16 protein-coding genes are annotated in these 21217 nt (G+C 46.8%); 5 read left to right on the top strand and 11 right to left on the bottom strand.

Features of this window, described 5'->3' with window-relative positions; translation table 11 throughout:
• Positions 1 to 14 precede the first annotated feature (14 nt).
• On the bottom strand, positions 15 to 575 hold the full coding sequence (locus HMPREF9439_RS10735; protein ID WP_008864874.1) for a hypothetical protein: 561 nt from the start codon (positions 573 to 575) through the stop codon (positions 15 to 17).
• A 227-nt stretch (positions 576 to 802) separates the two neighbouring features.
• On the opposite strand from HMPREF9439_RS10735, the gene secA reads away from it, so the two are divergent.
• The 4 genes from secA (at position 803) to HMPREF9439_RS10715 (ending at position 6122) form a co-directional block, all read left to right on the top strand.
• Positions 803 to 3493 (top strand): preprotein translocase subunit SecA, encoded by a 2691-nt coding sequence (gene secA, locus HMPREF9439_RS10730; RefSeq protein WP_008864873.1) that lies wholly within the window; start codon positions 803 to 805, stop codon positions 3491 to 3493.
• 122 nt (positions 3494 to 3615) lie between these two features.
• Entirely contained in the window at positions 3616 to 4845 is a 1230-nt protein-coding gene (gene argJ / locus HMPREF9439_RS10725; protein WP_008864872.1) for a bifunctional glutamate N-acetyltransferase/amino-acid acetyltransferase ArgJ, read from the top strand.
• A gap of 7 nt (positions 4846 to 4852) precedes the next feature.
• On the top strand, positions 4853 to 5737 hold the full coding sequence (locus HMPREF9439_RS10720; protein ID WP_008864871.1) for an ATP-binding protein: 885 nt from the start codon (positions 4853 to 4855) through the stop codon (positions 5735 to 5737).
• Positions 5727 to 6122 carry a (deoxy)nucleoside triphosphate pyrophosphohydrolase gene (locus HMPREF9439_RS10715; protein WP_008864870.1) on the top strand — a complete coding sequence of 132 codons (396 nt, stop codon included), beginning with the start codon at positions 5727 to 5729 and terminating at the stop codon, positions 6120 to 6122. The genes HMPREF9439_RS10720 and HMPREF9439_RS10715 overlap by 11 nt, the downstream gene beginning before the upstream one ends.
• Positions 6123 to 6124: 2 nt before the next feature.
• Here HMPREF9439_RS10715 and HMPREF9439_RS10710 read toward each other — a convergent pair whose 3' ends face one another.
• From HMPREF9439_RS10710 to HMPREF9439_RS10695, 4 genes are all read right to left on the bottom strand, one after another.
• Positions 6125 to 6358, bottom strand: a complete 234-nt coding sequence (locus tag HMPREF9439_RS10710; protein ID WP_240141141.1) for a DNA gyrase inhibitor YacG — start codon at positions 6356 to 6358, stop codon at positions 6125 to 6127.
• A gap of 5 nt (positions 6359 to 6363) precedes the next feature.
• A complete protein-coding gene (gene zapD / locus HMPREF9439_RS10705) occupies positions 6364 to 7134 on the bottom strand; it encodes a cell division protein ZapD (protein WP_008864868.1) in 771 nt (256 codons plus the stop codon).
• A 234-nt stretch (positions 7135 to 7368) separates the two neighbouring features.
• On the bottom strand, positions 7369 to 7971 hold the full coding sequence (coaE, locus tag HMPREF9439_RS10700; RefSeq protein ID WP_008864867.1) for a dephospho-CoA kinase: 603 nt from the start codon (positions 7969 to 7971) through the stop codon (positions 7369 to 7371).
• Between the two features lie 78 nt (positions 7972 to 8049).
• On the bottom strand, positions 8050 to 9048 hold the full coding sequence (locus HMPREF9439_RS10695) for an ABC transporter substrate-binding protein (RefSeq protein ID WP_008864866.1): 999 nt from the start codon (positions 9046 to 9048) through the stop codon (positions 8050 to 8052).
• Between the two features lie 155 nt (positions 9049 to 9203).
• Between HMPREF9439_RS10695 and HMPREF9439_RS10690 the strand changes: the two genes are divergently transcribed.
• A complete protein-coding gene (locus HMPREF9439_RS10690) occupies positions 9204 to 10367 on the top strand; it encodes an MFS transporter (protein WP_021867987.1) in 1164 nt (387 codons plus the stop codon).
• Between the two features lie 569 nt (positions 10368 to 10936).
• Here HMPREF9439_RS10690 and HMPREF9439_RS10685 read toward each other — a convergent pair.
• The 6 genes from HMPREF9439_RS10685 to HMPREF9439_RS10660 all read right to left on the bottom strand — a co-directional run.
• Positions 10937 to 12034 carry a relaxase/mobilization nuclease domain-containing protein gene (locus tag HMPREF9439_RS10685; protein WP_008864864.1) on the bottom strand — a complete coding sequence of 366 codons (1098 nt, stop codon included), beginning with the start codon at positions 12032 to 12034 and terminating at the stop codon, positions 10937 to 10939.
• A 3-nt stretch (positions 12035 to 12037) separates the two neighbouring features.
• Complete coding sequence (locus HMPREF9439_RS10680; protein WP_008864863.1) at positions 12038 to 13885, bottom strand: DNA topoisomerase 3; 1848 nt, start codon at positions 13883 to 13885, stop codon at positions 12038 to 12040.
• Between the two features lie 48 nt (positions 13886 to 13933).
• Positions 13934 to 14368 carry a single-stranded DNA-binding protein gene (locus HMPREF9439_RS10675; RefSeq protein WP_008864862.1) on the bottom strand — a complete coding sequence of 145 codons (435 nt, stop codon included), beginning with the start codon at positions 14366 to 14368 and terminating at the stop codon, positions 13934 to 13936.
• A gap of 11 nt (positions 14369 to 14379) precedes the next feature.
• Positions 14380 to 16728 (bottom strand): type IV secretory system conjugative DNA transfer family protein, encoded by a 2349-nt coding sequence (locus HMPREF9439_RS10670; protein ID WP_008864861.1) that lies wholly within the window; start codon positions 16726 to 16728, stop codon positions 14380 to 14382.
• Positions 16729 to 16739: 11 nt separating this feature from the next.
• Positions 16740 to 17783, bottom strand: a complete 1044-nt coding sequence (gene virB11, locus HMPREF9439_RS10665) for a P-type DNA transfer ATPase VirB11 (protein ID WP_008864860.1) — start codon at positions 17781 to 17783, stop codon at positions 16740 to 16742.
• Between the two features lie 23 nt (positions 17784 to 17806).
• The coding region (locus HMPREF9439_RS10660; RefSeq protein ID WP_008864859.1) for an LPD1 domain-containing protein at positions 17807 to 21217 on the bottom strand (3411 nt) is incomplete at its 5' end.

Below are 21217 nucleotides of genomic sequence, written 5' to 3'. Positions count from 1 at the left end.
CCGCGGGCTTTTTCTTACCTGCGGCCGGGACCTTGATGTTCTTCCAAGGTAGCGGCAAGTTTGGCCATTGCTTCCTTTAAAGGTGAGCTCTCCGGCAGGCGCTCCGATAACTCTTTAGCGCCTTCTACTGCTCCGGGACCGCCGATTGCGGGGCCGCTTTCCGTAAAGAGGAAGGGCTGCGGATGCAGACCGCATCGATCGATAACGGGTTTGACTTTCATGGCGCCGAAGCCTTTTTCAGCGAGGGCTTTTTCGATCGAGGGCTGGAACATGGTAAAGCGGCGGACAAAAAGCGGATTGGGCAGGCCGATTTCCAAGAGTAGCACTTCTTTGATCAGATCGCGAGGATCTTCATCCGGATCGATGTCGTAGGGGTTCTCGTCTTTGATGCGAACCTGCTGAACGGTGATTCTGAGACAGTCTGGTGTGACCGAAGCTCCGAGTTTGTAGCCTTGGCAGACGGGATCAATCACTGCAGCAAGGCGTTTTGCTAATTTTAAGAATCCGAAATGCTTAGCCAAGGAGCCCTTTTGAAGGACTTTGGAGATCGGTTTTTGTGCAGATCGCGGGTACATTTCAGATCCAGGATAAATCAGACATAGCAGTGTTAAGTTAGCAAATTGAAGAAGCGAATTCAATTCCTCACCTGATTGAGCTACAGAAGCGTCACGCTTTGTATGCAACTTGTAAAAGGACGGGCAAAAACTGTTTAGTGTTGTAAAATCAGTGAGTTTCAAAATTGGCAAGGTGTAACTGCCAATGGGAGGCGTTGTGCCTCCGTTTTTATTAAGAGAAAGAATTAATGGCCAGTTTTCTGACAAAAATTTTTGGTAGCCGCAACGACCGACTGATTAAACAGTATCGCCGTAAAGTTGCTGTGATTAATAAACTTGAGCCCGAAATCAAGGCATTGAGCGACGAACAGCTCAAAGCCAAGACGGCTGAATTCCGTCAGCGTTTAGCCGACGGCGCTTCCTTGGACTCTCTCCTGCCGGAAGCATTCGCCGTTGTGCGTGAGGCAAGTTTCCGTGTTCTCGGTATGCGCCACTTTGACGTGCAGTTAATCGGCGGTATGGTCTTAAACGACGGCAAGATCGCTGAAATGCGTACCGGTGAAGGTAAAACTTTGACTGCAACATTAGCGGTTTATCTCAACGCATTGCCCGGCAAAGGCGCGCACGTTGTGACGGTGAACGATTACTTGGCCAGCCGTGACGCGGCTTGGATGGGTAAGGTTTACAACTTCCTCGGAATGACTGTCGGAACGATTCTTTCCAACCAGCCGAACGATCAGAAACAGGCTGCTTACGCCGCTGATATTACTTACGGTACGAACAACGAATTCGGCTTCGACTACCTCCGCGACAACATGGAGTATGAGACCGGCGCTCGCCGCCAGAGAGGTCTGTTCTTCGCGATCGTGGACGAAGTGGACTCCATTTTGATTGACGAGGCCAGAACTCCGCTGATTATTTCCGGTCCTGCCGAAGGCAGCACGGATATTTACGTTGCGATCGACAAGATTCCCGACATGCTGGTTCGCCAGAAACAGGAAAAGGGCGAAGGTGACTACTGGGTTGACGAAAAGCAGCACACAGTTCAGCTTTCCGAAGCCGGTCACGAGAAAGTCGAAAAGATCATGGTCGATATGGGGCTGCTGCCTGCCGGCCAGAGCTTGTACTCTCCGTCAAACATCATGCTGCTGCACTACTTGAATGCAGCACTTCGCGCGCATACGCTCTTTGTTAAAGACCAGCACTATGTCGTTCAGAACGGCGAAGTCATCATCGTTGATGAATTCACCGGCCGTTTGATGAAAGGACGCCGCTGGTCCGATGGTCTGCATCAGGCCGTTGAAGCCAAAGAAGGCGTTGAAATCCAGCAGGAAAACCAGACTTTCGCGTCTATTACCTTCCAGAACTACTTCCGCATGTATGAAAAGCTCTCCGGTATGACCGGTACGGCCGATACGGAAGCCTATGAATTCCAGGAAATTTACGGTCTTGAAACCGTTGTCATTCCGACCCATCGCATGATGATTCGTGATGACCAGCAGGATAAGGTCTATCGCACTGCGAAAGAAAAATACAAAGCCATCGTTGACGACGTCAAAGAGTGCTTCGGCCGCGGTCAGCCGGTGCTTGTCGGTACGACCTCGATCGAAAACTCCGAGCTTATCAGCGACATGCTGACTAAAGCAGGCATCCCGCACAACGTGCTGAATGCTAAGCAGCATGAAAGAGAAGCTCAGATCGTTATGGAAGCCGGCCGTCCCGGTATGGTTACCATTGCGACCAACATGGCCGGGCGCGGTACCGACATCGTTTTAGGCGGCGGCATCAGCAAGGCTCTTGAGCAGATCGACAACGACGAAACCCTTTCTGACGAACAGAAGAAAGCTCAGAAAGAAGAAATCAAAGCGAAGTGGCAGGTTGACCACGATCGTGTCGTTGAACTCGGCGGTTTGAGAATTATCGGTTCCGAGCGTCACGAATCCCGCCGTATCGACAACCAGCTGCGCGGACGTTCCGGCCGTCAGGGTGACCCGGGTTCTTCCCGCTTCTATCTGTCCATGGAAGATCCGCTGCTCAGAATCTTCGCCGGCGAAAAGATGCAGGCTTTGATGAACAAGCTGCGCCTGCCTGAAGGCGAAGCTATTGAAGCAGGTATTGTTTCCCGCTCCATTGAAACCGCTCAGCGCAAGGTCGAATCCCGCAACTTCGATATTCGTAAGCAGCTGCTTGAATACGATGACGTGGCAAACGATCAGAGAAAGGAAATCTACGCTCTGCGTAACGAAATTCTGGAAAACAAAGATGTGTCCGGCCCCGTGAAGGAACTTCGCGACGGATACTTCACCAGCCTGTTCCGCCACTATGTTCCGGCAGATACCGTCGAAGAGCAGTGGGATCTTGAAGGCTTAGAAAAAGAGCTGAAAGAACAGTGGAATCTGGATGTTCCCCTTAAGGCTACGCTGGAAAAATCCGAAAGCTCCGACGACCAGGAACTTCTGGATATGCTGCTTGCAGCAACCAACAAGGTTTATGACGAAAAAGTCGCTTTAGTCGGTCACGAAGCTTTTGCACAGTTTGAACGCAATGTTCTGCTTCAGTTCCTGGATCAACGCTGGAGAGAGCATCTCAGCCAGCTCGACATGCTCCGTCAGGGTATCTATCTCCGCGGCTACGCTCAGAAACAGCCGAAACAGGAATACAAGCGCGAAGCCTTTGAACTGTTTGCCAACTTGCTTGAGACTGTCGGTGCTGATGTCACCCGTGTTCTGATGAATGTTCAGATTCGTCAGCCGGAACCTGAAGAAGTCGCTGCTGCTCAGCAGGAAGCTCAGGCTCCCGCTCAGCAAGAAGCTCAGGCTCCCGCTCAGCAAGAAGCCCTTTCTCAGGAAGAAGATCCGTTCGCACATGTCGGACGCAATGATCCGTGTCCCTGCGGCAGCGGCAAGAAATTTAAAGACTGCCACGGCAAGCTTCGTTAATCTGAATTAACGGAAAGACGGCTCTCGGTGAAAACACCTTGGGCCGTTTTCTTTTGGCCGTTATTCGTGCTCTAAAATCGAAAAACTAAATCAAAAGATTTTTCTAACAAAGGAAAAGCAATATGGCAGTCAATCTCTTCCCGCCCGAACCGTCTGAGATTTATTCGGTTCCCGGAGTTGTCCTCGGCGTTGCGGCAGCTAATATCCGTAAACCCAACCGCAATGACGTTCTAGTGGTTGAGTTGGCATTAGGCTCCCGTGTCGCAGGCGTGTTTACTTCTAATCGCTTCGCGGCTGCGCCCGTTCAGGTTTGCAGGGCTCACTTAGCTGAAACGAATAACATCAGAGCATTAGTCGTCAACACCGGCATAGCAAACGCAGGCACTGGCGAACAAGGTCTCCAAGATGCTCAGGAAACCTGCAGAAAGGTCGCAGATATCTTCGACTGCTCTCCGATGCAGGTTCTTCCGTTCTCAACCGGTGTCATCATGGAACCGCTTCCCATGAACCGCTTGCTTAAAGGCGTGGAAGAAGCCGCTAAACATTTATCCAGAACAAACTGGATTGCGGCAGCCGAAGCGATGATGACGACGGACACGGTTCCTAAATGCGTTTCTCAGCGTGTCATGCTGGATGACGACGAAATCACGATTACCGGCATCAGTAAGGGATCCGGCATGATCGAGCCGCATATGGCTACGATGCTGGGTTTCATTGCAACAGACGTTGCCATCGGTCAGGACTTAATCGGTAAGGTCGTCAAGATGGTTGCGGATGCCTCTTACAACCGCATTACGGTTGACGGCGATACTTCCACGAACGACTCCTTTGTTTTAATTTCCACCGGCTGCAGCAATGCTCGTCCGATTGAAAGCATGGACGATCCGCGCTTTGATGATTTGCTGGACTCTCTGATTGAAGTCGGCCAAAAGCTTTCTCAAGCCATGGTTCGCGACGGAGAAGGTGCAACCAAGTTCATCACGATTACGGTGGAAGATGCAAAGAACGAGGCGGAAGCTCTGAAAGTTGCTTACGCCGTCGCTCATTCTCCGTTGGTTAAGACAGCCTTTTTTGCTTCCGACCCTAACCTCGGGCGTATCCTGGCCGCGGTCGGGAACTCCAAGATTCCGGATTTGGACGCAACGAAAGTTTCTCTTTGGTTGGACGATGTCTTAGTGGCTAAGAACGGTAGCCGTGCGCCTGAATACATGGAAGAGCAGGGCGTTGCCGTGATGAGTCAGGACGAAATCACGGTTCGTATCAGCCTTGGCCGTGGAGATGCCTGCGAAACCGTTTGGACCACAGACCTTTCTCACGATTACGTTTCGATCAACGCAGACTACAGAAGCTAAAAAAGAGATGGCAGACGCAAAACTCGAACAAAAACTGGAACGTCTTCTCGATCGACTGGAAATCCTTCTTCCAAAGATCGAGGATGAAGTGGATTGGAGTGCGGCGGCTTTTCGGTGGCGCCGCAAACAATACTTGGGCATGTCCTACGGCGTCCTCGAGCCGATTCATCGAGTCGCACTCGTAGATCCGGATTCGATTAAGAATGCGGATCAGCAGAAAGCCGCATTACTCAGAAACACGGAGCAGTTTGTTCGAGGTTTGCCCGCAAATAATGTTCTTTTAACCGGTGCGCGAGGCACCGGAAAATCCTCTCTTATCCGTGCGTGTTTGAAGCAGTTTGCAGATCAAGGACTGCGTCTCATTGAAGTGGACAAAGAAGATTTAAAGGATCTGATCGACATTGCTCAGCGCATCGCCGATCGACCCGAAAAATTTATTGTCTTCTGCGATGATTTGTCTTTTGAATTCGGAGAAGGCGGATACAAAGCACTGAAAGCGATTTTGGACGGCTCCGTGGCTTCGACCGGAGACAATCTGCTGGTGTACGCAACATCCAATCGTCGTCACTTAATGCCAGAGAAAATGCAGGACAACCTTGCCAGCAGCATGGACGAAGACGGCGAACTCCATCCGGCTGAGACGATCGAAGAAAAGATGTCGTTATCCGAGCGTTTCGGTCTTTGGTTGAGCTTCTACCCGTTCTCTCAAAAAGAATATTTAGCGGTCGCCGAAGGCTGGACAAAACATTTCGGCGGAGAAATCTCCGACAGATGGCAAACCGAAGCATTGCAGTTTGCACTGCAGCGCGGTTCTCGTTCCGGCCGTGTGGCTTACCAGTTTGCACGCGACTGGGCAGGAAGAATGCATTTGGAGACTGAGCATGACAACTAAACCGACCGAAGTGGTTGTTGCCGTGGCTTTTGATAAAGACGGACGTTTTCTGATGACTTCGCGTCCCGAAGGCAAAGTCTATGCGGGCTACTGGGAATTTCCGGGCGGCAAAGTCGAAGCCGGAGAAACTCTTGAGGAAGCGCTTGTCCGTGAAATGAAAGAAGAACTCGGCGTTCAGGTAACTGATTGCCGAGAGGTTTATTCAACGGTGTTCACGTATCCTCATGCCACCGTGCATTTGCATTTCCAGCATTGCCGTTTGAATCCTGAAGAGCTGAAATGTCTCGAAGGACAGACATATCGATTCTGTACCTTAGAGGACTTACCACATCCGATTTTGCCGGCGACGGAACCGGTACTAGCGCAGGTGACGGCGAGAAAGTAGTTCTACTTCTCTAGGTCAGCTTTATGTGCGGCGAGTTTGCCGGTGGCGAGTGCATCGGCAGAGATATCAAGATCGTCGTCGCCTTCCATCGGTTTATCTTTGATGGAATATTTCCCTTCTGCCCACGCGCCGAGATCGATTAAGCGGCAACGTTCGCAGCAGAAAGGACGATATGGGTTCTTGTCTGAGTATTCACATTCACGCCCGCAGGTCGGGCATTTAACTTTAATTGCCATTTTTACTACATATTGCATAAACCGAGGCGGAAAGGCATCACCTCGGGAATTTCCGCGATCGGACCGCTGCCGAAATTGGCGCCGGAGAAACGAACCGAAAGGAGATAACGGTTCGCGGAGATCTTCGGAATCATATTCAGTTTAGGATCCACAAACACTTGGAGCAGTGTAAACGTTTTGCCCTGAAGGTCTTTCTGGTAAGAGCCTTTGATCGCTTCCACGTCATTTAACTCAGCTGTGCCGCGCAGCAGATTCAAAATCAAATCGATGGCGTTGCTGTAGGGGAGCAGGGGCTTTATCCACTCATTGAGATAGTGCTTGCGTTCTTCAGCCGAAAGGTGAAGCCAATGGTGGTAAACAGGGACGTCGAATTCACAGGTTCCGGCAGGAATGCCTGAGCGCTGTCCGACTGTTTTAAGGAATTCGTTCTGGCTGGAGAGATGGGAGATTCTGACGCCCACGCAGCTTAATTCGGCTCTGCTGGCTTGGAGCTTGTCCAAGGTTTCTTTTAAAGACTCCTGGTCGACATTGTCGTTATTTGCGAGAGGTTCCAGGCAGGAGCGGAAGCGAGCGAGTTCGTGCAGGAGGTCATTTTTTTGATCTCCACGAGTCGTAACCTCTTGAATCTCAAAGTACTTAATGATGGCAGCCCGGTGATCATTTGAATTTTCCTGCTGAGCGAACCATGTCAGCTGTTTAAAAAGATCAGCCAGTCTCAAAAAAGTACGAAGTTTTTCGTTGGAGGGAAACTCATATCGTAATAAGGTTTCGGTCATTCCAATCTCTCGCAGTCCTAGAATAATTTTATATTTTCCCCTTAACGGTCGGTAATGGAAAGGATTACCGCCGAAGGCGTTCGGCTATCGAAAAATCTCTCAGAAATAACGCAAAAATACCAGGGGATTCTCTCTCACGATTGTACACAAACAGAAGGTTAAGACTAAGAAAATACGCTGTTGTATCTCTCACTGCGAGACAGCGGGTTCCATACAACTGACTGAGAGCCAACTCTAGTCTTGCTTACTCAAGGAAAGGTACATCAAATGAAGTTTTAATACAGAAGCTTTCAGCATCTCGCGAGTACCTATATTTTCAATGACGTCATCTGCAGCATCGAGTCTTTGCGCGGTTGTCGCCTGAGTTGAAATAATCTTCTTTACACCTTCGGGCGTTAGCTTGCTTCTTTGAATGACTCTTTCGATTCTCAGAGCTTCAGGCGCTTCAACAACCAGCAGTCGATTAATTGAAGAACGCCAGAAAGGACTTTCAATAAGAAGCGGGACGCTTAAGATTGTGTACGGGGACTGTGAAGCGTCTAGTTGGCGCTGACATTCCTTGCGGATTAGAGGATGCAAGATATTTTCCAGAACGGTTTTAGCTTCAGGATCAGAAAACACCAGTTCCCTAATGAACCTTCGATTCATGGAGCTGTCAGGAGAAGCTGCCTCAGGCCCGAACTGTTTAATGATTTCCGGCATTGCTCCGCCGTTTACGGCAGTTAATTGTCGAGAGACGACATCGGCGTCCACAACATCAATTCCTAATTCGCCAAACAAGTCTGAAACTGTTGTTTTGCCGGACCCAATTCCGCCTGTCAGACCGATTACTTTCATGATTGAGTGCGCCCATTATTAAATTGAAGGCGGCTTGTTTTTCTTTTTAAAAAGCCGCCGGAATTCTAATTTAACGTCTTATTTAGCCTGTAAGACCTGATCAATCCAGTCTTTCGTTAGCTGTTCGCGCAGCCGGCCTTTTTCAGATAAGGGGACGCTGAGCATACGGATGTTCTTTAGGTCCAGCACGGGATCGTCAACTTTGACGTCCGTACGTGTGGGAACATACCTAATCTTGTTTTTGATAAGAAATTCAGCAAGCTTAGGTGAAGTGGCCCAGTCTAAAAATTCTTTTGCCTCTTTAGGATGCTTGGCTCCCTTTAAAAGGGAGACAACTTCGATGCCGAAAGTAACGCCTTCCTTCGGATAAGAAATCGTGACCGGATAGCCTAACTGGAGGATGTCCAGCGCATCAGGCAAGTAAACCATGGCAGCGGCTGCCAGTCCGTCACCGACACGCAAGGCAGGCCATGCTCCGCTCTTGGTGTACATCTGAACGTTCTTGTGAAGTTTTTTCTGGAAATCGATACTATCTTGACGTCCGAATACTCTTTCTAAAGAAAAGAGGCGTTCCGTCGCAGTGCCGGAGGTTCGGGCATCAGCCAGAATAAGACCTTCCTTGTATTCAGGCTTCAGAAAATCCTGCCAGGAAGTTGGAGCCTTCAGGTTGTTCTTTTTAAGAAAGTTGTTATTCGTGATGAAGGCAAGCGGCATGATGCCGATACCGGTCCAATAATTTTGAGGGTCCTTAAATTCAGCCGGAATGAAATCAGAGCCTTTAGGTTTATAAGGCGCCGTCAGTCCTTCGTTCTTGGCGACTTCGAGGTAGTCTGCCGGTCCTCCTAGAAGAACATCGACTTGAGGATTGCTTTTTTCTGCCTGGAGTCGAGACAGAACTTCACCGGAAGAAAGTCTTAAGAAGTTGACTTTGATCCCCGTGTCTTTAGTGAACTGCTCCAGCACCTGAGAAGCATATTTCTCAGGCATGGAAGCGTAAACATTCAGTTCTGCAGCAAGAACATTAAAAGAAAGGCCAAGAGCGGCTAAGGACGCAGCAAATTTAGTGACGAGTTTCATCAGCTTAGAATCCAGAGATATTTTGACTATTCTGCCATTAGATGTTTACCACTCCGAATTATAACGAAGGAAATTTTTCGGTTCTCGTGAAATGTTTAAAACTGCCCGTTTCGAGCGCATAATCCTTAAAAAGATCAAGAGAAGGAGGGGCTCTCGTGCCGTGGGTAGTAACGCTTACGATCTTAGTCGCCAGCGCATTCTTGATGGATATGTCGTTCACGATGATTACGCCGTTTTTGCCGGTGTATCTATCCTCTGAACTCGGAGCTAAGGCTTCTGAAGTCGACATGTGGTCAGGTGCAGTTTTTGCGGTGACTTTCTTTGTGAGCGGACTGCTTGGCCCCGTCTGGGGCGTCCTCGCGGACCGTAAAAGCCGCAAACTCATGGCGTTAAGAGCTTCGATCGGTCTGACGATCAGCTATGCACTGTGCGGCATTGTTCAGACCCCGATGCAGCTGTTTGCTGCGCGGTTTTTCCAAGGTTTGTGCGCCGGTCTTTATCCCGCCTTGTTAGCTCTATTAGCTGCCTCAATTCCTGCCCGTAAAACAGGTCTGTCTATGGGGTTGATGCAGGGCGGTATGACAGTCGGAGCGGTCGTGGGACCATTTGTGGGCGGTGTGCTGGCAGATTATTTCGGAATGCGTGAATCTTTCTTCGTAGCGTCCGTCGCTCTGGGTCTTATTTCTTTACTCATTGGTTTTTGCATTAAAGAAAAGCCAAGGACGATTAAAGTTACTTCAAGGAATTGGTTCGACTGGAGTGTTATTCGTCAGCCTGCGATCTTTAAGATGCTGATGGCGTGCGCAGTGATCCACGCGTCTTTGTTCTCAGCTCAGCCAATTCTGCCGCTCTACATTGCTCAGCTTCAGGGAAGCATGGACAACATCATGATGCTTTCGGGGACGATATTTTCCGTTTGCGCGATTTCGATCATGATCGCATCTCCGATTCTCGGAGCAGCGGGGCAGAAGTTCGGATTTTTGAAAGTGCTTTCCTGCTCTCTGTTCTTTGCAGGCCTTTTAATCTCTGCCCAGGTCTTAGGTCGCACTCCGTTTGAATTCGGTGTTTGGCGATTCATCGCCGGATTTGCTATCGCCGGCCTAATTCCTTTAGTGAATTCGATCATCTCGACAGAATGTCCGCCGGATAAGAAGGGCGAAGTGTTCGGATTTAATTTTCTAACAGGACACGCCGGTATGGCGTTAGGGCCGTTTGCGGCCGGAGCACTTTCGGGCTGGTTTGGATATCAGGCAGTGATTGTGGCATCGGGCCTGATCCTCTTTCCTCTGATTATTTATTTGAATTACGGGAAAAAATAAAACCCGGATGTTCGTCTGAACACCCGGGTGGAATTCTGGTCAGTGAGAGCATTATAATACTCTAATGAATTCAAGTAGTTATAGATGGATTAAGGAAAATTAATCCAAAAAGTCATCTATAAGTACCTGTATGCCCGATGGAACATTAGAGAAGGAACATTTCGCCATATATAGATCCAAGCTGTTTTGCTAGAATGCAAAAACCAACTCTGGTGGGCATGACAGGGGCGGAATCAGAAAGTTCTTGGTTATCTTTCTGGTCGGAGTAGAAACCATGTTAAACGCCTCCTTGATTCGTAGTCAGGAGGCGCTTGAAGGAAGTTGATTCATGCTCGACAAAGCATCAACAGCCTCTAGTATACGGCAATTAAGCCGAATCATCATTAAAGTGGTGGTCGTTACGGTTTTATTGCTGATGTGCTAGGCGCGTAAGTAAAGAGCCCCGGAGCATAAGCAAAGGGGCTCGCGTGTTTCTCTAATTCCTAAAATTAAGGGATAGACGCAGGTTTCAGGGCTGAGGCTTTCAATGCCTTTACATTCTTCTTTGTGGTAGGTGAATTCTAATCTAACTACCGCTCTAATCCGTTTTTCCTCTTCTTCATAGCTTGCATCCTCCGGATATGGTCCGCTTGTTTCTGATTGTTCCTTTGAGTTTCTCTTAATTCACGCAAAGTTCGCTGGCTCAAAGATTCAACAGGGCCAAGCGTTTTGTAATAGTCCTTTAAGCCTGCTGCTATTTTTAAATCTTCAGAGTTTCCGCTTTGTTCCAGTTCAGCGATGGCTTTGCTAACAAGCTGAAGGAGTTTTTCTCGATTCTTTTTGATTTTTGTAATGCCGGGAGTATCTTCGATATTCCTTCCTTCTTTGAAGGCAGAGATGACGCTTTGTATTTGCTTATCTTTCGCTCTAAGACGTTCTTTTTTTCGAGCGATAGCATGAGCTTTGGCTCTTTCCTGGCTCGAAGCAAATTTTCTTTCATTATGTATTTCAGAAATAGGGACTCCCTTTAGCACTTTTCCTCTTGACCAGCGGCGCGTGGCAGTTGCTTCGATACCAAAGTCTTTAAGACAAGCGACAAAATGCTCCCTCATGGCGTCACGAGTTTGGTTATCAATATGCATTCGCTTACCATCCTTTCCGATGGTACTAACGATAATATGACAGTGAGGCTGGTTAGTTTTTTGGTCTGTAGAGGCTGTGTGAAATCCAAGTACAAATTCGTAGCCGGACAGAGTGTCGTTTGCCCATTTTCTGCACGCGTTTTTGAATTTATCTTCCGGCGTACCCGCAGGCATTGAAAGAATAAGCCTTCTGGCATGGCTTAGAGAGCCGCCCTGATCAGGGATCGTTTGGCTTAATTTCCACTTGTAAAGCTCACTGTCGTAGTCTGCTTTCCCAGCCAGGAGGCTTTTATCAGCTTTCTCTAACGTGATATTTCCGTTTCTTGCAATGTACGATACGGCCCGTCTTAGATGCTCATAATTTTTTATGGTACCGCTTCCAAAATGAACAAAAGCTTCCGGAAGGCGTTTCGCTATTCCCCGGGCTTTATCTTTAGAAGAAAGAACCCTTAGAAAAGATGCAGAAGTTCTCTCCGCGCGTTCGACATGAAGAGTACGAGGACGCCTTTTAACTGTTGGGAATAATTCTTTAAGAGCTGAACTCATGAATTATTCCTTTTTAAATAGTGAAGCAATTTCCTGACGAATAAATTTCTTTTGAATCTCCAAAAATTGTTCTAGCAGTACTTCTTTATTCTCAACTTGCTTTAGGACTCTTTCGAATCTGGCCGTCAGGGCAGGGTTTTTGATTAGAGGAGGAACTACGGTTAGAAGTTGCTGACCTAAAGCTGTTGCATGAATTTGTTTGCCCTTAGTTTCAAGGTAGCCCTTTCGCTTGAGCTCAGTAATGATGGCTGCACGTGTTGCCGGCGTGCCGATACCGTCTCCGTCTTTTAATAATTTTTTGTCTTTGGGGTCTTCCACTGCATTATGAATATTCTCCATTGCAGCAATCAGAGTTCCCTCTGTAAAGGCCGGAGGAGCCTTCGTTTTTTCTTGCTGAAGTTTTACATCTTTAAGAGTGAGCTGTTGTCCTTCTTGAAGCAGAGGAATTTCTTCTTCCTTTTCATTTTTTTCTTGTGCTATGACGGCTTTCCATCCCGGACTGATAGTTGTTGTTCCTTTAGCGCTGAAAGTTTCGTTTTCAACGGCTAGAGACACATTGGTCAAATAGAACTTGTATGGAGGATAGAACTGGCAGATATACCGAAGGCATAGCAGCTCATAGATTTTTTGTTCTTTGTCTGAGAGCTTTTCAAGGCTTCCGGCTTGGCCGGTCGGAATAATTCCGTGGTGTGCAGATATTTTTTTATCATTCCAAACAGCAGATTTAATCTGAAGGTTGCATTGCCTAATTAACGGAAGAAACTTGGGAAGTGTTTTAGCAATTGCGGTTAAAACGGTTTTAGATTCTTCCCATTGAGACTCCGGTAAATACTGGCAATCCGAGCGAGGATAACTCGCTAACTTATGAGTTTCATATAACGATTGGCAAGTATCCAGGGTTTCTTGGGCAGAAAAACCATACTTGCTGCTGGCCTCGAGCTGAATGTCTGCTAAAGAAAATACTTTTGGCTGAGTTTTCTGTTTGATTTCTTTGGAAAAAGATAGAACCTTTGCCGTTTTTTGATTCTGTAAGCGGCTGACGAGACTCTTTGCGACCGTTCCGTCGATCAGTCTCCTTTCTTCGTCTAACCCACTTTGTCCGTTTTTTGGTATCCACGCGGCAGAAAAATCAGTGATGCCGTTTGAGACTGTGCACTTGATGGTAAAAAATGGAATGGGCTTAAAGTTTCTAATATCTTGGTCTCGTTTTGCTACAAGCGATAAAGTAGGGGTCTGTACTCTTCCAACAGCGATCAGAGTTCTTTCTCCGGACAATGCTTTTTTAAGCGTCAACGCTCTTGTTAAGTTCATTCCAAGAAGCCAATCCGCCCTGCTTCTGCCCAAGGCAGCAAGTTTCATGCCTTCATATTTGCTGTTCGGTTCAATTTTAGTAAGGCTCTTTCGGATGGAAGCTGAATCCTGCGCAGATACTAAAAAGCGTTGGACAGTCTTTTTATATTTGAAATGCTCTAGGATTTCGTCTACCAAAAGCTGACCTTCCCTGTCCGGGTCTCCCGCATTGACTACGATATCGGCTTTTGTCAAAAGGTCTTTGATGACTTTGAGTTGAGCCTTTACGCCTTTATCCTTTTTCGGCTGAAGAATCCATTTTTGAGGAAAGATCGGGAGATCTTGAACACGCCAAATCTTATTTCCCTTTTTTCCCACAGGAATGTCTTCAGGAAGGTACGCATCCGGTTCTGCCTGTTCCAACAGGTGTCCGAAGCACCATGTTACGTAAATGTTGTTTTTGCAAAGCACCGCGCCATTGAGTTTTTTTACAGTCCCCAATTCGTTGATGATCGCTTTGGCAACAGACGGTTTTTCAGCAATGAATACTTTTATTGTCATTTTTATGGATCAAAGAAGGGAGCGCCGCATGGCGCTCCGGAGATGAGGTTAACGATCAAGTTCAGGGGTCTGGGATTTTCCAGCCTTCTTTTCAGGGGCTCTAAATTTTATGGATTCGATTCCCAGTTGATTTAGGCATAAGGCGATGCTTTTTGCCTTGATCACTTTGTTCTCATACTGCTTTCCGTCTTTTTCAAAATTTTCAGTTGTTAAGGAACCTCGAACATCCAGGCGCATTGATTTTTGAAGCAGTTTTGCCATATTTTCTGCTGTTGCGCCGAAATACTGAAGCTTGTAGAAATCAGGTTCTTTTCGTTCAAAAGAGCCGTCCGCCTTCTTTTCAAAGTTTGGATGATAGGTCTGGACTTCCAGAACTTTCGTTTCTTTTCCGGCATGAGGGCCTTTAGTAGGAAAAATACTGGTGCACTTGGGTTCGCCCAATACAACCAGAGATTCAGAAAAATCTTGATATTTGCTTGTCATAAGCTAACTCCTTATTTGAGGGTGGAAAAATGCCGCTTGAATTCGCCGGAAGTTGTCTGCGTTTTCTTACGACGGTATAAATTTCGAATGTCCTTTAACGGGGAAGTCTGTTTCTTTTTAGGAGAGGCAGAAGGCGCGGAAGCGGGCGGTTTATCAGTCGGAGTCTCGAAAATTGCCTCTAAAGTTTCATCTTCCTTTTCCGGCCCTTCCGTTTTTTTATCGAGGCTCGAGGAAGGTTCTTCATTTACTGAGGCCGGATCAAAAGAGGGCTGCTGCAACGAAATATCCTCCGACTCTTGCGCAGGCTCTTTTTCTTGTTCTTCAGTAGGTATATCTACCCCGTCAAACAAATCGCTGATTGTCTTGTCCAGATCTTCAGAAGTTTCACCATTGTCTGTGTTACCGTTTATTTTTTCCGGCGGTTGATTCTTAGATAGGTCTAACTTAGGAGCGTGTTGGATAGCAGAAAGATTGAACCGATTCGCAGCAATTTTGGTAAAAGAAGCTTCAACATAGTTTTGGATTTGCTCATTACTCCAATCTGAATCCGGCGTTTCGGCAAGTTCTTTTGGAATTTCCGGAAGCTCGTTGACTCCGGCAATTTTTCTTGAGTCTTCTTCTGTCAGCTCTGTGGCCAATACCTTGTTCACTCTTTCGTCTAATGACGCTGTGAAGGTTTCAACGTCCTGCACAGGTACAAAAGGAGTTTCCCAGCGTTGTCTGCACTCAAAGTTCGGGTCTTCGTAATAGCGGATTTTTTGACAAAGAATAGGTTTTGCCGAGCCTTTATTGAGTACAACGATTTCCTTTTTATCTCCGATTCCTTTTATTTCCTGAGGGAGCAGAAGAGAGCGTCTTTGATCTGATTCACTGGTTGATGTTGAACCTTTTCCTTTAGAGGTTGATTTGGACTTAACCGTTTGTGTACCCAGCATCTCACTGTACTCGTTGGCTAAAGATTGTTGGGTAGGATTGGGGGCATACATGATGAGTAGAGAGTGATTGGCCCTAATCGTTTCAGCATCGTCTTTCCCGTAGGCGCTTGCCAACTGAGTCATGCTTTGAATAATCGTCAGCAGACGCATGTTGTAACCGGCCATATACGCGATTGCCTGACTGATCATCGGGACTCTGCCGATTGAAGTCATCTCATCTAACAGAACCAAACATTGATACTTGAGTCTTTTGTCTTGTTCCGGAAGTTTCTTAGTGTTCAAATTAAGCAGCTGATCAAAAAATAAATTGACCAGTACCCGAGCCTCTTTAAGCTTGTTTGGCTCGATCTTGAGGTAAATGCTCATTTTCTTTCGACGAACGTCTCTCAGATCGAAATCGTTAGCACTCGTGGCAAGATCAACCCGAGCATTGGCAAAACCGAGAAGAGGTGTCCCGAACGTGCTGACAATGCCTGACAGAGTATTTTCTGAATTACTAAAAACTCTGTTTAATGCTTCAATACAACGGTTGGAATAGGGATGGCCGGCGTCTTGTGCATCCTTAAGTTTTTTTGTTAATGAGTCTTTTAATCCTGCTGCTGATGACTCCCTGAGAATTTGTCCCAAAGTTTTAGGAATGCCCGGCGTTTCTAATACGTAAAGACATAATCCGCGGAACAAATCTTTAGCGTTTTCGCTCCAGAATTTATCTCCGTTTGACTCAGAGTTATAAAGCGCCGTGGCAATAGCGTCGATATCTCCGACGCGATCAACTTCGTTGGAACTAATGTATTCCAATGGGTTGTACCGATGAGTTTTTCCTTCAGGATCGAAAGGAGCAAAAAGGTAAACTTCCTGACCGTGAGCCGCTCGGTATCCGGATGTAATATCGAAGTTCTCTCCCTTAATGTCCAAAATAACAAGACTGTCGCTGTAATTAAGGCAATTCGGAATAACAACGCCGACACCTTTACCGGATCTTGTCGGGGCGGCTAAAAGAACAAACTCTGTTCCGCCGTAATTAAGGTATCTTCCGTTATGTTTGCCAACCAAGATGGTTTTATCTAATCCGTCCGGCGGATTGATAAGCCCGTATTTTTGAACCTCCGTGTTGCTGGCAAAAGCCGCATCCCCATGTAAACTTCTTTTTCCGGCTTTAATTTTGATAGCAATTGCAACGGCTGCGGTAATCAGCCAAGGAGCAAGCAGACAGCCGAGGATAGCCGCCTTGATGAAACTCCTATTGCTGTCCCGATACATCATCCAGTATTGAAATATTGTCCAAGGACGGCATATTTCAAGGGGGAGGCGAAAAATCTTGAGGAATAAAAACCCTGAAATCTCAAAGAACAAAACAGCTAAGAGAAGGCAGCCGATGATTCCGACGGCAACCTTGATAATTTTTTTATTTCTAAGCTGACTCATTTGGCGGTTCCTTATGATTTGAGCCTGGCCGGCTTAAACCAAATATCCGTGATATGGCGTCCGATGCCTTTTTTATCGTTATGGATGTGGACAACCACATCTATGACGTCTTGGAGGTAACGATTGATTTGTTCTGTTGTCATCGTTTTAGCGTCTTCAGCTTGCTGTACTTTCAGAGCAAGGTACTTGAAGACATCCTCACAGCTGCCTGCATGACAACTGGTGATCGAGCCGCCGTGTCCGGAAAGACAGATGTTTAAAAAATCAAAAGTTTCGGGCCCTCGAAGTTCCGCTAATAGAATTCGATCCGGCTTCATTCGCAGACATGAACGCATCAGAGAGGCAGCCGTTACGTTTGAATTACGTTTTGCTTCGCTGGGATAAAACAGGCATACCTTGTTGTCATGATAGGGGAGCCCATGAACCAGTTCCGGAACGTCCTCGATCGTGACGATCCTTTCGTCTCTGGGAATGTCCTGCATCAACGCCTTCATGAAGGTTGTTTTTCCACTCCCGGTTTCTCCGGCTATCACGATGTTCTTTCCGTACCGGACAGCCTTTCTCAAGAATTCAACTCTTTTTTTCGCTCCTTCTTCGTATTCCTGAAGGTGTTCGTAAATTTCTAGTAGTTCTTCATCTTTCGGATTTTGTTCTTCAGCTTTTCTCATATGATTGAAAAAACCTGATCGATAAAAATCATCAACGGAAATAATTTTTAAAGAAGGTTTTCTGATCGTGAGACTGACCAGTTCGGGAGAGCAAGCAGGAGGTTGTATAAATTGAGCTCGTTCGCCGTCGGGCAGTGTGACGGAAACAATAGGTTCCGTCTTGGAGAAGTTGACGTTGTCACCGGAGTATTTGGCTGCGGTGATTCCAAGCTCTATCAGCGCGTCATAAGTTAGGCTCGGAAGCGAGACTTGATTCCAAACTCCTTCTCTTTCATAGTAAAGTTGGCCCGGTCGATTAACAGCAATTTCAGTGACGCCTTCCATCTGTAAGAATTGATTGAAAGGTTTTAATTTTTGACGGATGGAAATATCTCTATCGATACTCATGATTTAATTTCTCCTTGAACGGTTTAACGTTCGAGTCCTTTGGTTTTGTTTTGTTCCGGGATTTTTTGTTCGGTTTGGGTGCGGCTGGCTGGGGTTTGGCGTTTAAAAAACTCCGAGTTGACCTTCAGTATTTTTCCCTGCCGTTCACAGTCAAGCATTCTTTCTTCCACAGCCTGAAGCACTTTTTCTAAAAGCTTGGGGTTTTGCATCGCCGGGTCAGCTTTCGGCAACTCTTTTCGCATTAATTCCAAAGTGTCTCGATGCTGCTTGTTAAGCGAAAAAAGGATTTTTTCGTTTTTTGTCTGAGAAGCGGTTAATTCTTTTTGTTCTGCTAAGGCCTTAATGTTTGCCTTGGCGATAGTCACAAAGTCGTCAGTGGTAAGAGTTTTACTATCTTTAAAGCCATGCTCTACAAGCCAGACGCTTACAGTCGAGCGCATCTGTTTGTACCATCGCTGAAGCTTGGGCAGCGCGTTTCTTTGTTTAGAACATTCTTCAACAAGGTACGCCGCAGTCTCTTCCGCATAATTGGGATGATCTTTTGTAATCCCGGAATCTTTTAAGCGGATTTCGGCTGCCATACAGACCGGATCTCGCTGTCTGAAGCCTTCCTCTAATAGACGCGGAGCCTCTTTTACTAAAGGGATAACTTTTTCTTTCAGCTCGGAGTCGTAAGCCATATGAACTCCAACTTCGTGAAGAAGCACTGAAGAGGCTGCCTCCGGCAAAAGGTTATCGGCAATAAGAAATGAGGTCTTAAGCTGAGAGGAATAAAAGCCCTGAACTCCTTTAATGTCTTCCGATTTGTACCGATTTTTAGCTCTTTGAATGTCCGCGAAAATTTTGGCGGTATAATCAACCGAAGTGTAGGTTGCCTCGTGCGCTGTTGCCGGCTGGTGTTCGGTTTGGTTTCCACCAGTGTCTTGGATTGAAGAGGGTAGATGGACCGAATCTCTATTGAAGGGAAACTCAAGCGCGCCCTTTAAACCTCCTAATTTCTTTCCCCAAATATTTTCCGGATTCTTAACTGGCTTTTGTGTTAAGACGACAAATTTATTGCCGTCAAAATACGTACACACGGCCAAGCCCAATTTTCTCGAGTAGAAATGGTAAGAGTCATTCTTGCCTTGACCTTCTTTGTAAATTTCGTTAGCTGAAGCTAAGATTTGCAGAACAGTTTTTAGACTTGCTTCTGTTTTATTTTCTTCCTGTGGAAACAAATTTCGCTTCGGATCTTCAATCACAGAGCCCGTAAGATGTTTAGCTCCTTTCCCGGAATGGATAAAAGGTCTATGGTGTCCAGGAAGGACAACAATTTCTCCGGAAGGAATTTCACCCGTGACAGCTGGATGGAAAACAGCAATGCAGCCGGTTGTATTGCCTTCATGAGCTAACTCGTCGGGGACAATAAATCCGGTCTTTGTGTTTTTCTGAGAATTTTTAAGTTCTTGCGGCAGAGGTGACAGAAGAACATCATTGATACCTGAAACAATTTTGAGACGGCCATTGTCAATTAAGGCGTCGATGGTAGTTTTGCCGAATTTTTTATCCAAGGCTTCTCTAATCTCAGAAATCTTGGCACCGCTTTTGCCCTCTCTGGTTTTTGAGAAAAGAGCAACTCCTTTTTCAGTTTCTTTGCTTTTAATCTCTTCAAAGAGGGCTTTAAATTTCTCGGAAACCCTTTGGACGTCCACGCCGTCCAAATAAGGGTAGTAGGATTCTTTATCTAACGTCTTCTCGACAAATGCTCCGTTTGTTAAGAAGTCATTGGTAATGCCAAGCTCCCGGCTGCGCACCTCTACGAAAGCCTCAAAGCTTCTGGCTGCTTCTTCTGTTTTACTATGCCAGTACGCTTTTTTCTTCAGCATTCGTCGGTGCATTGCGGTTGAACGAATGGTGTCAATCGTTTCTGCCCATGCGTGGTGCAGCTCCGGCCGGATCTTATCTGCTGCGCCTCGTTCCGTCTGAAGGAGATCTTCCTTGGTGAGAGTTACCTTGTAGACAAGTTCTCTGCCTCTATCCGGGATGTCAAGATTAATATCGGCCTGATCCAGTTCTCCGGCAATAACCCTTCGCGCTAATTCAGCAGCTTTCGGATTGGTCTTGAGTTCGTATTCCACCCGGGAGGCAGAACCCATCCATAGCGAATAAATCTTTTTACCGCCCTCATTGATTCGTTCCTGAGCCTTCGGTGTTAATTTAAAAATTACCTCCGAATCAACCTGTTCACTGAGCATCCTGACATCGAGCTTTTCCCGGTAATTCGTTCTCATCAGGTAGTGGTCGAGCGCATGAAACCACTCGTGAGCCAGACAAGAGTAGCCTTTGGTTTTGGTGAGATTTATCAGTCGGTTAGCTGGTTCGTAATGCGCAGATGCGCTGCCGTGTCCTCTGGAACCGAAGCACAATTCCAATTCGCCGTCTAAGGCTACTGCTTTAGGAGGAATTCCCAGAATCTTCGAGAGGTCAAGCAGCGAATCGTAGGCATTGTTGAGCATCCATTGCCGTTCACGCCCGTTTTTGCCTTGTTTTACCCAATTACCGAACTCCACGCCTCTGAAGCCGAAGGTACTCATAAACATTTCCGGCGTGGCGTCTTTTCCTTCTCGATAGTCCGGGCCAACACGATCTCGAATCGGAGAACCGCTTCTCCAGTCTTTTTCCGTTTTGGAAAATTCCTCCCGAAATATTCGATACTTATTTTCCAGTTCTGTCCGGTGGTTTTTTAGATATTCCCAAAATGCTTCATCGGATTCAAAAGCAATCTTGTCCGTTAGCTGGAACTCAATCGTTCCGGATTTGCCGTAAACCTCATAAGTATGGCTGCTGCGAACCCCGCGGCCGTACAGCTCTACGGGCAGTTCAGCCTTAGGCTTGGATTCCTGCTCTTTTCCCGGTTGATTTGCAGCCTCAAGCAGTTTGCCGAAGGTTGTTTTGAGCTGCTTTTCAATATTAGCTTCGAACTCTTTCTCGCTGTTTCCGACGGCTACCGCATAATAGGGAAAAAGCTTCCCGTCAGAGTTTTTTAAACACAATTGCTTGTTGTCTCGGCATCCCGGCAAAATGCATTGATATTGATATGACCTAATGTCAGTATCATCGGAGAGCCTCAGAGCATTCCAGCGACAAATATCTTGTGCGTCACCGATACTGTAGGCTCCGATGAAGGGCCAGTACTTCGTAGAAATATGCGCGAGAACCTTATACTTATCTCCCACTTCGTAAAAATGATCAAAGGCTTCGGTAGGGGCTTCAGGAGCCAGTTCTCCGTTTATAACTTGGCGATGCAAGGCGATTGCTGCGGAGGCCGTGTGCAGATAGCGTCTGAATTTAAAAGTGCCCTTGGCCGAACGTCTGCCTCTTAATGTTGATCTTACGAGCCACAGACAAGCAGCCGCTTCTGGGTTGTCTTTATGCAGCTCGAGGATGGAACT

The organism is Parasutterella excrementihominis YIT 11859 (genome assembly GCF_000205025.1).
Classification (GTDB): domain Bacteria; phylum Pseudomonadota; class Gammaproteobacteria; order Burkholderiales; family Burkholderiaceae_F; genus Parasutterella; species Parasutterella excrementihominis.
The sequence above is the reverse complement of the archived record's forward strand: the minus strand, read 5'-3'. Positions and strand labels throughout refer to the sequence as shown.